General features: G+C 63.0%; 8 protein-coding genes. 5 read left to right on the top strand and 3 right to left on the bottom strand.

Annotated elements, in window-relative coordinates:
- Positions 1-26 precede the first annotated feature (26 nt).
- Entirely contained in the window at positions 27-1373 is a 1347-nt protein-coding gene (locus BR24_RS03395; protein ID WP_496540097.1) for a tetratricopeptide repeat protein, read from the top strand.
- A gap of 19 nt (positions 1374-1392) precedes the next feature.
- On the opposite strand, the gene phrB is transcribed toward BR24_RS03395, so the two are convergent.
- Positions 1393-2745, bottom strand: a complete 1353-nt coding sequence (phrB, locus tag BR24_RS03390) for a deoxyribodipyrimidine photo-lyase (RefSeq protein WP_496540096.1) — start codon at positions 2743-2745, stop codon at positions 1393-1395.
- 72 nt (positions 2746-2817) lie between these two features.
- Between phrB and ahbB the strand changes: the two genes are divergently transcribed.
- The 4 genes from ahbB (at position 2818) to BR24_RS03370 (ending at position 7402) form a co-directional block, all read left to right on the top strand.
- Complete coding sequence (gene ahbB, locus BR24_RS03385) at positions 2818-3306, top strand: siroheme decarboxylase subunit beta (RefSeq protein ID WP_496540095.1); 489 nt, start codon at positions 2818-2820, stop codon at positions 3304-3306.
- Positions 3306-4568: a glutamate-1-semialdehyde 2,1-aminomutase gene (gene hemL / locus BR24_RS03380; RefSeq protein WP_496540094.1), complete on the top strand. Its 1263-nt coding sequence runs from the start codon at positions 3306-3308 to the stop codon at positions 4566-4568. Before ahbB ends, hemL begins: the two co-directional genes overlap by 1 nt.
- 113 nt (positions 4569-4681) lie before the next feature.
- Positions 4682-5956 (top strand): serine--tRNA ligase, encoded by a 1275-nt coding sequence (gene serS, locus BR24_RS03375; RefSeq protein ID WP_496540093.1) that lies wholly within the window; start codon positions 4682-4684, stop codon positions 5954-5956.
- A gap of 594 nt (positions 5957-6550) precedes the next feature.
- On the top strand, positions 6551-7402 hold the full coding sequence (locus BR24_RS03370; RefSeq protein ID WP_496540354.1) for a transporter substrate-binding domain-containing protein: 852 nt from the start codon (positions 6551-6553) through the stop codon (positions 7400-7402).
- Positions 7403-7432: 30 nt separating this feature from the next.
- Here the strand turns inward: BR24_RS03370 and BR24_RS03365 are convergent, their stop codons facing one another.
- A complete protein-coding gene (locus BR24_RS03365; protein WP_496540092.1) occupies positions 7433-9433 on the bottom strand; it encodes a DUF6785 family protein in 2001 nt (666 codons plus the stop codon).
- Entirely contained in the window at positions 9430-14298 is a 4869-nt protein-coding gene (locus BR24_RS03360; protein ID WP_496540091.1) for an FtsX-like permease family protein, read from the bottom strand. The genes BR24_RS03365 and BR24_RS03360 overlap by 4 nt, the downstream gene beginning before the upstream one ends.
- Position 14299 lies beyond the last annotated feature (1 nt).

Below are 14299 nucleotides of genomic sequence, written 5' to 3'. Positions count from 1 at the left end.
CCCCGGCGGGACACGGGGGGAGACGTATGGCCGTATCCGGCCTGAGTGCACTGGTGGACTTCGTGGAAAACCGCGACGGCGTGGTGGTGGCCCTGTCGGACGACAAGGTCATCCACCGCACTCTGCGCTCTGCCGTCCACCGGGTGGTGGACACCCGGCGCGATTGCCTTGTGAGCACAGGCAGCCGCAAGACGGCCATGAAGACCCTCAAGGAACTCAATCAGGCAGGTCGTCCGGCGCTGATGCTGGTGGAGCACCGTTTCAACGGACGCTCGGGGGCCGACGTGGTGCTCGCGGTCTCGCAGCAGTTTCCCGACACGAAGATCGTCCTGCTCACGGCCGAAGTGCAGGCCGGAAACATCGCCTACCTCTTCGAGCTGGGCATCGCCGGCGTGGTGGTCAAACCCGTTTCCATCAACAACATGCTGGAGAAGATGGCCAACGCCATCAAGCCCCCCGACGACCTGCGCACGCTCATGTCCGAAGGGCATCAGCGACTCGCGGACGCGGACTACGACGGCAGCGAGGCAGTGGCCCGCCGGATCCTCGAGATCAAGCCCGGCAGCCCCGCCGGACTCATGCTGCTGGGCGACATCCACATGGCGCGAGATCAGCGTGAAGCGGCCATAAGCGCCTACCTCCGCGCCCACAGCGAAGCCGAAATGTATCTGGAACCCCTGAAGCGTCTGGTAACGGCCTTCAAGGGACTGGATGACGACAAGGTCCTCGAATACCTCACCAAGCTGGACTGGATCAGCCCGTTCAACCCCACCCGCAAGCAGGAGATAGGCGAAGCCTACATGCGCCGGGACGATCAGGAGCGCGCCGGAGAGTATTTCGACCGTTGTCTCGAGCTGGTGCAGGAGGAACTGCCTTCGCTCTACTCCAGCGTGGCCTCCGGCATCGCCACCGCCGTGGAGAAGCAGGCACCGGGCATGGCTGCACGGTACCTGAAGGATTCGCTGGACGCCAAAAAGGACAGCCTCGACGAAAGCGACATCGACACCTTCAACCGTCTGGGCATCGCTCTGCGGCGGCAAGGGAAATGGCGCGAGGCCGTGGAAGAATACGACCGTGCGCTCGGCATCGCACCAAAGGACGCGGGCCTGCATTACAACCAGGCCCTTGCCTGGCACGACGGCAACCGTCGCGGCGAAGCGCTCTCCAGCATCCGCAAGGCCCTCGAACTGGACCCGGCCCTGCCGAAGTACGGCGACGGTGTGGCCGTGAACATCGCCAACGTCTTTCTCAACGCCGGCAGCCCGGAGCGGGCGCGTCCGTTTTTCGAGACCGCCCTGGAACTCAACCCGGACAACGCAAGCGCCCGCCGACAACTCAAGCTGATGGACAAGGCTGCGGAAAAGCAGCCATGAGCCTTCCGAACCGCCCCCTCTAGAGCAGCGACGGCCGCGTCTGGGCGTCTATGTACTCCCTTATCCTGAATTTCGACTTTGCTCCGTTATAGCTCATGTAACGAATCTTGCCGAATATGGGTCGCTCGGCCCAGCCCCGGTCGTGCACACCGCCGATGGACCACGCCACGCCCGTATAGCCGTTGGAATCGCGTCCATCGAGCTGATAGCGGTCGTTGAGGTAAATGGCCCGCTCCATGGCCTCGGCGTAATGCGGGGTCCACTCCAGAATCTTCTTGGCCCAGTACATGCGCATGTAGTTGTGCATGTGGCCGGTGCGCACCATCTCCAGCTGCGCGGCATTCCACAGATCATCGTGAGTGGCCGCCTTTTCAAGCTGTTCCAGCGAATAGACATAAGGCCGGTCGTCAGACAGATGGTCTTCGAGTGTTCCCACGGCCCAGTCCGCGAAGCAGCCCGGGTTGTCATAGTCCGGATCGTGGAAACAGAAGTTGTCGGAAAGCTCGCGGCGCACAACGAGCTGCTCCACGTATGCGGCAACAGAGTCCCTGTCCCTGCCGCGCGCCGTCACCTCCCAGAGCACTCGCAGCGCGGATATCTGTCCGAAATGCAGATACGGCGAAAGTCGGGATACGCCGGGGGTGGTCGGCACGTTACGCCCCTTGCCGTAGCTGTCCAGCTCTTCACCGATGAACGCCTCAAGCCGCTCGGCCGCAGCCTCCTCGCCCGGAACGAAGTCGGTCTCCGGCAACGCCGGGGCCTGCCGCACGTACTGAAACGCCTCTTCAAAGCTGGCGCTTTCCGGGCGCTCCTTCAGGGGGAACGGATGCTCCGGCAACTCCGGCGGCTCCACCAGAAACTCGGAGAGCCTCTTGTGGATTTTGGGGCGGATGGTCCGCGCCGCGTACTCGCGTTTGTCAGAAGCCACCCGGCACGGGACCGTATTGCGCGAGTCCACCTCCCAGACCTCGCCCTGAACCGAGTCGGCAACGGTCTTCATCCAGCCGCGCTTGAGCCGCAGCACGTCAAAGTCCATGACCAGCGCGGAGACATTCAGCTCGCGCACCATCTCCGGCACCACCTCGTCCGGCGAGCCGAGGCGCATGAGGAACGGGATTCCCTTCGACTCCAGTATCGCCGTGGTCTCGCGCAGGCCGCGCAACAGAAAGTCGAACTGCCGCGTCGCAGCCTCCAGAAACGCCGGTGCCAACCCGTAGAGCACCACCAACGGCACCTTGCGCCGCTCGGCGAGCGATTGCGCGAAGAGCAGCGCGTGGTTGTCGCGCGCCCGGTGTTCGCGGTGCATCCAGAGGGCCACCGGCCCGTTTCCACCGTTTTCCGACTTGACTGCGTATGCTCTTGGATCGTCCATGCCTGACAGTTTACACCTTTACGGCCAACTGGCAACTTGCAACCGCCTCCGTGAGCGGTTAAGACCATGCGCATGGCTATGCAATTCACGGAAAAAGAAGAACGGATCCTCGCGCTGGCGGGCGGCGACATCCCTGACGGCCCCGAGCCGTTCAAGGCGATCGCCGAAGCCGCGGGAGCCGACGAGGCAGAGGTCATCAGCCTTCTCAAGACCCTCAAGGCGCGCGGCGTGATCCGTCGCTTCGGGGCCACGCTGCGGCATCAGAAGGCCGGTTACGGACACAACGCCATGGTCGCATGGAAAGTCCCCGACGAGCGCGTGGATGAAGCGGGCGAGATTTTCTCATCCTGCCCCGCCATCAGCCACTGCTATGTGCGCCGCACCTATCCCGAGTGGCAGTACAATTTCTACACCATGATCCACGGCAAGCGCCCCGGCGAGACCGACGAGATCGTCGCGGATCTGGAAAAGAAGGTCGGCATCACCGACCACTGCACCCTCAGGAGCCTGCGCGAACTCAAAAAGACCTCCATGGTCTACTTCAAATACGACAAGGATTGATGATGGACTCCAAGACACTCTACGCCAAGGCCCAGACTCTCATGCCCGGCGGCGTCAACAGTCCCCTGCGCGCCTGCCGCTACGTCAAGAGCGAACCCGCATTCATCGCCCGCGCACAAGGCTCCCGCGTCTGGGACGTCGAAGGCCGCGAATACATCGACTACGTCCTGAGCTGGGGCCCCCAGATTCTCGGACACTGCGACAGGGCCGTGAACGACGCCGCCCACAAGGCCGTCGACCTCGGCTCCAGCTACGGCGCACCCTGCGAGGGTGAAATTCTTCTGGCCGAAGAGATCTCCAAACTCATCCCCTCCATGGAGATGATGCGCATGGTCTCCTCCGGCACCGAAGCCACCATGTCCGCCCTCAGGCTGGCGCGCGGCTACACCGGCCGCAGCAAGGTGGTCAAGTTCATCGGCAACTACCACGGCCACGCCGACTCGTTCCTCGCCGCCGCAGGCTCCGCCGCCGCCACCGTTCCCGGCACCCCCGGCGTGCCCGAGGACATCGTCAAGCACACCCTGCTTGCCCACTACAACGACCTTGAAGCCGTGGAAAGGCACTTCGCCGAAAACGGCGACGACATCGCCTGCATCATCGTGGAGCCCGCGGCCGGCAACATGGGCCTCGTGCTGCCCGAACCCGGCTTCCTCGAAGGTCTGCGCGCCCTGTGCACCAAATACGGCGCCCTGCTCATCTTCGACGAAGTCATCACAGGCTTCCGCTTCAGTATCGGCGGCGCCCAGCAGCGCTTCGGCATCGAGCCGGACCTGACCACCCTCGGCAAGATCATCGGCGGCGGCTTCCCCGTCGGCTGCTACGGCGGCAAACGCGAGATCATGAACCACATGGCCCCGTGCGGCGGCGTGTTTCAGGCCGGGACCCTCTCCGGCAACCCCGTGGCCATGGCCGCAGGATACGCCACCCTCAAGCGCCTTCAGGAGTGCGACTACGACGCTCTCGAACAGCGCACCACCAGGCTCGCAGAAGAGCTGACCGCCATCCTGCGCGGAAAAGGTCAACCCGCCACGCTGGTGCGCATGGCTTCGGCCTTCACCATCTACTTCACGGACCAGCCCGTGGTGGACCAGCGCGGCTCCGCGGCCAGCAACGCCGACACCTACGCCACCTTCTGGCAGCAGATGCAGGCGCAGGGCGTCAATCTGGCTCCCGCCGGCTTCGAGTGCACCTTCACCTCCTTCGCCCACACGGACGAAGATTTCGAGAAGACCCTCGAAGCGGCCCGGAACGTAACGTTCTAACGTGAATCAACCACGGCCCTCCCACGGAGGGCCGAGCTTTCGGCGGCCCCCACGCCCGCCGCTCCCGACCCGGCATCCGGTACGGGAGGTATACACCATTTTGGAGACGATCCATGCTTGACCTGAAACTGATGCAGAACGACCCGGACAAGGTTCGCGAAGCCCTCAAACGCCGAGGCGCCAATCTCGACGTGGATGAGTTCGCCGCCCTCGACGCCAACCGCAAGAAGCTCATCAACGAAGTCGAGGAACTCAAGGCCGAACGCAACAAGGCCGGTGCCGAGATCGGCAAGCTCAAGCGCGAAAAGCAGGACACTACCGAGATCATGGAACGCATGGGCAAGGTCTCGGCCCGCATCAAGGAGCTCGACGCCGAACTCTCCGAAGTCGAAGCCGCCGAAAAGGAATGGCTCATGGCCGTTCCCAACATCCCGCACGAAAGCGTGCCCTTCGGCGAATCCGAAGACGACAACCCGGTCCTGCGCTACTGGGGCGAAAAGCCAGAAATGGACTTCGCCCCGCGCGAGCACTGGGACCTCGGCACCGAACTCGACGGTCTCGACTTCGAACGCGCCGCCAAGCTCACCGGCTCGCGCTTCTGCGTCCAGAAGGGCTGGGCCGCACGTCTCGAACGCGCCCTCGCCCAGTTCATGCTCGACACCCACGTCACCGAGCACGACTACACCGAGATGGTCACCCCCACCATGGTCAACCGACAGACCATGACCGGCACCGGACAGCTCCCCAAATTCGAGGAAGACCTCTTCAAGCTCGAAGGCTGGGACTACTACATGATCCCCACAGCCGAAGTGCCCCTGACCAACCTCTACTCCGGCGAAGTCCTCAGCGAAGACCAGCTGCCCATCCTCTTCTGCGCCCACACCCCCTGCTTCCGCTCCGAAGCCGGCAGCTACGGCAAGGACACCAAGGGACTCATCCGGCAGCACCAGTTCTACAAAGTTGAAATGGTCAACTTCGCCCATCCCGACAAATCCTATGAAGCCCTCGAAACCATGACCGCACGCGCCGAAACCATCCTGCAGAAGCTCGGCCTGCACTACCGCGTCATCGCCCTCTGCACCGGCGACATGGGCTTCTCCGCCGCCAAGACCTACGACCTCGAAGTCTGGCTGCCCGGACAGGACAAATACCGCGAAATCAGCTCCTGCTCCAACTGTGAGGACTTTCAGGCCAGACGAGCCAATATCAAGTTCCAGCCCAAGGACTCCAAAAAGAAGGAGTTCGTCCACACCCTCAACGGCTCCGGACTCGCCGTAGGAAGAACCCTCGTCGCAGTCATCGAAAACTACCAGCAGGCAGACGGCTCCATCATCGTGCCCGAAGCACTGCGCCCCTACATGGGCGGCCTCGAAAAAATCGAAGCCTAAACCCCACACAGGAATCCAAAAAAGAAGGCCTTGCGCGGACCGCGCAAGGCCTTCTTTTTGCCTCCGGCGGGCCCTTTAGGCGGACCAAAGGGGCGGGCCCCCTTTGGAATCCCTGGGTTGTCAGCAAGCTTGCAGCTGCTAGGTCCATGCGGCCGCATAATCCGCGTCCTAGCTGCAACCCCGCTGACGAGGTTTTGGTGTCTGTGGTTCTTGGCGGACGAACTCCGCAAACCAATCAACACCCTAAGGGACTCTCTTGGCGCACAAGTTTCCCGTTTGAAGTCACAACAAACCATCCTCTCCCGCTAACCAAGTACCGCAGCAATACCGATCGAGGCATAGAGGCTCTTTTGACCGGTCACGCGGGTCCGGGCGGTGTCTGGTGCATCCAGATGATTCGCCCGGAGCAGTGACCGCGTCATAGAGCCTCTCGCCGAGAGCGGTGGCGCACCCCCAAAAGCGCAGTTTTTGCCTTCTTGTTTCTGCGCAAGCAAAAAAGAAGGTCGGCCAACAGGCCGAAACCTGCATTGAACACGCATGAATTTTCAAAACTCATCAGTTGTTACTCACCAGGAAGTCTGATACGTGCTTTCGATGCGATTGATGCTATTTTGCATAATGCTGTCGGTGTTGTTGCCGACCGAGTGCCTTGGCCGGAATCAGGCTATTCCGGAAAGCATCATCGTCACGCATGCCGAAGCCATGCCGCCGCTTTCCTTTCGGGATGACGAGGGGCGCCCTTCGGGGCTAATCATTGACCTCTGGCGCGAATGGGAAGCTGCAACAGGCATTCCCGTGTGTTTTCGACTTACTGCGTGGAACAAGACCTTTCAGCTGGTCAAGGAAGGCGGAGCGGATGTCATCGGCGGATTGTTCTACAGTCCCGAGCGTGCGATGACATTTTCTTTTGCCAGTTCACTGACAAAGTATTCGGGCAGTTATTTCGCATCGCGCCACCTTGCCATCCAGAAGACAAATTCGGGGATCGACAAGCCGCTTGCCGTCGTGATGGGTGACTATGCCGTGGATTTCCTTCGAGACCACAGGCGCGGCAAGCCGGTGGACTACTACCCTACAGCCGAGGCGCTGTTTCATGCGCTGGAACAGGGATCGGTTGCGTATTTCCTGATGGACACGGCCCTTGCCGAGTGGAAGCTGGAACAGCTGGGGCAACGGAGCCGGTTTCTCTGGCTGGAGTTCGCGTATGAGCGGGATTTGCAGCCGGCGGTCCTTCGCGGAAATGATCACTTGGTCATGCTCATCAACGAAGGATTTCAGAACATCCCGGCCGATCGCAGGGCGGAGATTCTCTCCCGCTGGATTCCCAGAGAAAAAGAGGGCCGCCTGAATTCGTGGGATGTCCTGGGGCTCTGGGCGGCAGTGCTCCTCGTCGGCATGGTCACGTTCTTCTTCACCCGACTGCACCGTCGGTCGCACCTCACCTGAAAACCATTCGTCCGAGGGGGCTGGGCACGGTCAGAACGGGAACACGTTGTAGACCGTTCTGGTCCACGCACCGAGCGCGGCGAAGAATCCTCCTGAAAGAAAATCTCCCAGTATCAGCCCCACGAACAGGAAGCGCAGCTTGTTGTACAGCTTGGTACCACCGTAATGCAGACACAGGTGGTTGCAGAGCCAGCCGAGGAACATGCTGAACCACAAAATCTTGAGCGTGTCCGAGTAGCAGACCAGATATCCGATGGGATGCAGGGGCCACCAGGGGAAGCGGTAGTAGCAAAAGATGAGCAGCCCCATGACCACCGCGCCCGCTGACGAATAGAGGATCATCCACTTGTTGGGGCCGGTGGGCACGTCCACGAGGCGCTGCGCGCTCTCATAGTTGGCGATGACGGTCTGGGTGGCCCAGTCGAGATTCAACTCCCTGATGCCGTACTTGTGGCAGAGCATGAGCATCACGGCGAACCCTGCGGCGACGGCCAGTACGAGGGAAAGCCCGAGCGCGCCGATGACCATCCTGCGCTTGATGGAGCGCTCCGAGACCTTGCAGGAGTGGAACAGGGTCGGCATGACCGAGTCCTTCACGTCCAGAAAAAGCACCTTCTGCATGACGGCGGTGGCGGCGATTCCGGCGGAGCCGAAGAAGCCGGACCCGAAGAGACCGGTGAGTCCGTCGCTAGGTGCGGCGGTGAGCGTCAGGAACGGGACCCCGCCCTGACAGACGGCGCGGGCCGTCACCAGCATCACGATGAAGAACGCGCCGGGCAGCAGCAGGGCCGCGAGCGGAGGCAGCCCGAAGTACCAGCACCAGAAAGCGAGGAAGAGCAGTCCGAGGACGGTTCCCCACAAAGGCCAGATGGGCGGCGTCCACTCCTTGGGCGCTTCCGCGCTTTCGGGCGCGCCGCTGATGAACGGGGCGCACACCGGGCGGACGCTGCATATCCAGACTTCCTTGAGATGATGCCGGGCGAGCCAGACCAGAAAGATGAAGAATATGACATAGGCCCCGATGGTCTGTGCGGCTTCCGGCCGCGCGAGGTCCGGTCCGAAGGTTGTGCCGAGCGCGGCCTCGGGCAGCTGCCAGCCGAGCACGTAGAGCAGGCCGAAGAGCAGCCCCGCCAGAATGTGAAAGCCCCACAGGCTGAAGCTGATCTGCCGCGTGGTGAGGAAGGCGAACCCGATGAAGGCGGGCACGATGGCCAGCTTGAGCTTGTGGAAGCCCGAGAACAGGCCGAACTTGGGAAAATACTTCCCGGCCAGAATCAGTGTCGGAATCTCCGGGATGACCGGATAGTACTTGCTCAGACCGTTGACCGCGTGCAGGCACAGGGCCAGCGCGAGCCCCCAGAGCAGAAAGCGGTTCGTCCAGAGTTGCCCGGACTGGCCGTCGTCCAGCGCCTGCCCCATGATCTGAGGGGTGCGCAGCATGGGAAAGGTCACACGCTCGTTGACCACCCACTGGCGGCCGAAGAGCCGCATCAGGCAGATCATCACGAAATAGGACGCGAGGATGAAAACGGACCAGACCCCAAGTACGGGCAGCCACGATATCCACGGAATGCCTGCCGCGATCTCGCCGTAGTTCATCTCGCGGGCGTCGGGCAGCCCGTCGTAGAGCAGCTTCACGGTGTCGGGATCGGAGGGATACCACGCGTCGGGCAGGAAAGGCTGCAGCGCCTCGGCCCAGCGGTACCCTTCCGACGCGAAACGCTCCGGGGCCGTGATGTTGACGAAGAAACTTTCGGCCAGCCCGCCGTACGAGATGGTGGCGAACAGCGCGGTCATGGCCCAAATGACGAGTATCTCGGAGCCACGCAGCCACGACCTGCCGCCGCCGACTGCGGACTGCACCGCGCAGATCACATAGAGCCACGCAGCGATGAAGAACGGCGCCAGCGGGAACGAGCCCGAGCCCACGGGCGTGTTGCCGAGCACGGCGCTGTTGTAGGGTGTCACCGCGCTCATGACGATGCCGAAGAGCAGGCCGAGGACGATCGAGCGGATTCGTATGCCGTTCATGACAGGTCCTCCTTCACGCCGCCGAGCTTGCGGTCGATGTGGCCGCGAAGCTCTTCCGCAAAACTCTTGTTGGCCTCCTCGTCGAGGGAGCGCCAGGCCAGAAGCTGCTTTCTGAGATCATTGATGAAGGTTCGGTTGAGGTTCTGCCACGCCTTGGCTTCGCCCGCTTCCCGCGTGATGCTCACGCGCACCTGCCTGAAGCCCTTGTAGATTTCCGAAGGGCAGAAGATGATATGCACCTTCTGCCGCACGCCGAAGTCGAAAGGCGCCAGCCATGCGCGCAGGTTCATGTCAAAACAGAAGTCGTCCTGATCCAGCTGCTCGCCGGTGAGCCCGGAGAGGATGGACTGGTCGCGGAAGGCGGACTGATCCCTGTCCACGAAGGTGCATTCCACGTCATCCGTGCAGAACGCGCCATGGGATACGTCGTGGTGCGCCATGTAGTAGTCGCGCAGGAAGCCGCCAGCGCTGAACTGCTCGGAGAGCTTGATGAGGAACGGCAGCTCCACCGTCAGGGTGTCGCCCTTGGGTTCGGGCATGGTCCACGAGCGGTTCACGTCCGGGATGGCGATGCGCGCCGCCACCTTGGCCGGATAGATGGACGAGACCAGCGCCACGGCGATGACCAGCAGCATGGCGGCCACGCCCGCGGTGGATGAATAGTTGGCGGTCATGCCCGCCCACAGCGGCGTACCGGCTAGGAACGCCGCCGCCCCCTGCGCCAGCAGGTAGCCGAAGACAACCGAGATGACCGCGAAGGCCAGCGCCTCGGCGATGAACAGGAAGGCCACATGCTGCGGCGCGAGGCCGATGGAGGTGTACACCGCGATCTCGCCCTTGCGTTCGTAGACGCTGCCGATCATGGTGTTGAGCACGATCAGGATAGAGATGAGCACGGGTATCAGAATATTGGCCGCGCCCGCATAGCTCACGGTATTGGCCGTGTAGTAAAGCGAGGTGCCGTCGGGGCCGCCTCTGAAGATCATCATGCCGAAGCGATCGCCGAGGTCTCCGCCGGGCTGCTCCGATGTGAGCGGCTTGACCGCGATGCCCTTGAGCTTGCCCGCGCCGCCGCCCATGGAGAGCAGAACGTCGGCCGGGATGATCACGGTTTCGTAGCCAGGAATGTGACGGTAGCGGGACTGGTACGTAACCACCTCCTCGCCCTCGTCGATGGCCTCGGCCTCCACGTCGGAGAGCCGCGACGCGGCCTCGTTGGGATAGACGATGGGCGTGATCGGCTCGCCGTCAAGGTCCGGGTTGTCCCGCAGGCCGGTGTCCGCGAAGACGCCCACCACCTTGAGGTCGAATCCCCAGATGTCCACCATGTTCCGCTTCGGGTCTTCCGGGTCCACGTTCAGCTGCCTGGCGATGCGCTCGGGCAGCATGACCACGGCGCGCTCGCCGGTCTTGAACCATCTTCCCGCAGTCAGGATGGAGTCCAGCCCCGAGACCATGGGTTCGAGATGCGAGAGGCCGACCACGCCGCGCGCGACCGCCTCCATCTCGTCTCGGTTCACAGGAATCATCGCCGCCCGGGACATATCGTGCGGGGCGTACCATGCACGCGGTGTGACGATACCCTCCTTGCCCCAAGCGGATCGGGCCACGGAGAGCGACTCCAGCGGCATATCCTGCCAGTTGAAGTACTTGAGCAACAGCCCTTCATAGGAAGCGGTGTCGCTGAAGCGCGACCAGCCCTTTTCCCGCACCGACTTCACGGTGGTGAAGTTCATGATGGTGAAGGTCAGGATTATCAGTGTGATAAGGGTCAGGGCCGTTCGGATGGGCCGCCTGCGCAGGTTGCCGACCCCGAGGGAGAAAGCCGCGCCGAACGCAGCGGTGGCGCTCAGGTTGGAAATGCGGATATGCTTGGAGCGCTGCTGAAGCTCCACCATCTCACGCTCGAAACGGAAAAAGATGATGAGCCCGACGATGAGCGAAAGCCCGAGGATGAAGAAGGCCAGCACCACCACGAGGGGGCTGTAGGTCAGGTCAAAGGCCGGATGCACCGCATAGATGGCCCCGATGACCAGTCCGAGCATCCCCAGAAAGGCCACGATGCGCTTCTTGATGTCCGCGTAGCCGAAGACCAGCCGCTCCATGCAGTAGGCGAACGGGATGAACAGCGCCACATAGAACAGCACGCCGATCAGCACGTCCTGCTGGGTCTTGTCCACGTCGTTGTAGACCCGCGATGCCTTGGAAAGCGAGGCGCGCGCGGACTCCACGAAGCTGCGCCAGTTGCGATCCTCCCGCAGCTCCTCGGCCCGCTGGAGATCATCGAGACCGCGCTGCCAGAGGCCGCGGATGCGGTCGTTGACGATGCCGCGACTCTCCAGCGCACGGATACGCGGGGCCAGCAGCCGCCACATGTCGCGCGCGGCGCGATATTCGGTGAGGGGGATGACGGGCCAGTTCTTGGCGAGGTAGCCCGTGCCCATGGGATGCTCCTTGTCGGCATTGAGCAGGAGCACCTTCTTGTCGATGACCGTATCCGACAGGGTCAGCTTGATGGGCGTTTCCGGTTCCAGAAAGAGCGTTCCCAGCGTGGACCAGCGCGTGTCGAGACGGCTGTACCAGTAGTTGATCGGCGGCGCTTCGGTGCGCGCGTCGATGAGCTTCGGACGGTACAGGTACTTGAACGTGCGCGGGTCGAACATGTCATAGAGCGTGGTCTGGGTACAGTTGAAGAGGGTCAGGCCCGTCTTCATCTGCGAGCGGCTCATCTTGACGCGATAGTTGGCCTTGCCGGTCTTGGGCTTGTTGATGGCCCACTCGGCGAGCCCGGTGTCCGGGTCGAAACCGAAGCCCTCGATGACCGCCTTGTGGTAGCTGATCTTCTTGCTCGCCAGCCCCGGCACGCGAAAAATGCCTTCGGAGTCCACCATGGAATACATGCGCGTGGTCCACTGGAAGGCCAGCATGACCCCGCCCGTTCCGGGCTTGTCAGGAAAGATTTCGCCCTTGCGAAGCAGGTTGGCCCGCCCGGTCAGGACGCAGTACCGGTTCTTCTTGAGCTCTCCGGGATTGTTCATCGGCGTGCTTGCCAGGGCCTTCACCAGCGCCGTCACGGTGCTGGACTGCCTGTCGAGAAAATCCCTGTCGATGGCGTCCGGCGTGTCGAACGGCGTATGCCACTTGGCGCGCGCGTCATGCAGCGTCGCCAGCGTGAAGCCGCGCCGCCCCGCAACAGCCATGGGTTCGCCGCCCATCTCCGGGTTGTCCGGCAGGTAGCTCTGCCACGAGCGCACCGCGCTGGGCCGCAAGGTCCCCTGATACAGCGAGCGCTGACTCGCGGGCAGCTTCTCGGCCGCCTCGTTCATGATGTCGTGAATGCCGGAGAAAAAGCGGGTGCGGTTCACATGCGGCTTGAGGTGGTAGAGCCAGCCCTTGTCGAAGCCGCCCACTCCATTGCCGTGGCTGGAGAGATGCAACCCGATGTGAGCCGCCACGGGCCTGTCGCCCACGAGGTCCCGGACTTCGAACAGGCTCTTCAAATCTTCAAGCTGCTGCCGCGCGTCCTCGATGATGCGCCGCTCCTGCCTGCGCGCTTCCCGCAGAAAAGTCCCGAGCAACGCCCGCTCGCTCTCCTTGAGGGTCACATCGCCGCCCGTGGCCTGCACCCACTGCAACCGCTTGAGCTCCATGCGCTGCTCGGCCAGCCTGTCGATCTCGTTCTGGTCCGCGGCCTTGCCCAGCAGCCGCAACCGCATCAGATCCGTGGTGAGCACGTCCTCGCGGTTGCGCACCACGCGTCGGAAAGCCGTGCGCAGCAGCTCTTCGTCCGTATCGGATTCAAGCATCTCCAGATCGAGAGGGTTGTCACGGTCCAGGAGCCAGAGGGTTTTCTCGGCGTCCGAAAGTCGTTTCTCAAGGTGCTCACGCCGTTCGCGCAGCACCCCGCCGTCCACGGCGATGGCCTGCGTGAACTCGCGCATTCCAAGCTGTGCCTGCGCTGAGGCTCCGGCCGAGAGCAAGAGGACGCTCCGCTCCGGCGGATTGCCGGCGAACTCCGCCGCGACATCGGCCAGCGCCGCAGCGGACGCGGCCTGATCCGCTCCCGGCGAAGCTCCGGCCACCCAGCCTCCGGCGTCATGAAACGCCTGCACGATCAGCAACTCATCGGCAAGTTCCGGATCGCTGCCCGGAATGTGGACCCAGACGTTCTCCCCCTGCTCCCGCGTCCAGCGGGCATCGGCGGTAAGGGTGCACTGCCCCAGATCGCGAGGCCCGCGCTGACGAAAGTCAGACCCCAGAAACGCCTCGGCCTGATCCTCCGGGAGCCAGAGAAAAGGCAGGTCCACCGGGGTCGGCTCGTACTTGATGGCGAAGAGGCTCCGGGCGTTCTGGATATCGCGGCCCGGCCCCACGAAGATGATGGCCCGCGCACCCAGCATGGCCGCGTTGTTCCAGTTCTTGCCGGAAGCAAGCTCCATGACGACCACCGCACCCTCGGCATCGAGCCCGGTGAATTCGGAGAGCGTGCCCTTGCCCGCGTACAGCGCCGGACCGGTATACCCCGGCGGCGGAATCGCGCCCGGAGCAAGCGCATTGGAAGTCAGCTGTTTCGGTCGGTAGACCGCATCGGCCCCTTTCAGAGAAATGGTCGCACCGCCGCGGTGCACCCGCCCCACGCGAAACGTCTGCCTGCCGGATTTGGTGCCCGGAAGCTGCGAAGTGATGTCCTCGAGCCTGTTCAGAACAAGTGAAGCCGCCTCACGCGCGCCCTCACTGCCCGGTGTGCGATCCGGTATTGAGGACAGTTCGCGGATGACCGCGTCCCCCTGCACTCCGGCGAAAGCCGGTACAGAGACGAGCAGGCACAGGAGGCCGAGAATCGCGAAGAGGACGGCGCGGCGCATG

It is taken from the genome of Pseudodesulfovibrio halophilus DSM 5663, assembly GCF_059568665.1.
Note: the sequence above shows the minus strand (reverse complement) of the source record. Positions and strands in the feature narration are given on the sequence as shown.

Bases quoted from the DNA above. Each gene is read 5' to 3' on its own strand.
- phrB (WP_496540096.1), bottom strand. From the start codon at position 2,745: ATGGACGATCCAAGAGCATACGCAGTCAAGTCGGAAAACGGTGGAAAC.
- BR24_RS03365 (WP_496540092.1), bottom strand. From the start codon at position 9,433: ATGAACGGCATACGAATCCGCTCGATCGTCCTCGGCCTGCTCTTCGGC.
- BR24_RS03370 (WP_496540354.1), top strand. From the start codon at position 6,551: ATGCGATTGATGCTATTTTGCATAATGCTGTCGGTGTTGTTGCCGACC.
- BR24_RS03395 (WP_496540097.1), top strand. From the start codon at position 27: ATGGCCGTATCCGGCCTGAGTGCACTGGTGGACTTCGTGGAAAACCGC.
- hemL (WP_496540094.1), top strand. From the start codon at position 3,306: ATGATGGACTCCAAGACACTCTACGCCAAGGCCCAGACTCTCATGCCC.
- ahbB (WP_496540095.1), top strand. From the start codon at position 2,818: ATGGCTATGCAATTCACGGAAAAAGAAGAACGGATCCTCGCGCTGGCG.
- BR24_RS03360 (WP_496540091.1), bottom strand. From the start codon at position 14,298: ATGCGCCGCGCCGTCCTCTTCGCGATTCTCGGCCTCCTGTGCCTGCTC.
- serS (WP_496540093.1), top strand. From the start codon at position 4,682: ATGCTTGACCTGAAACTGATGCAGAACGACCCGGACAAGGTTCGCGAA.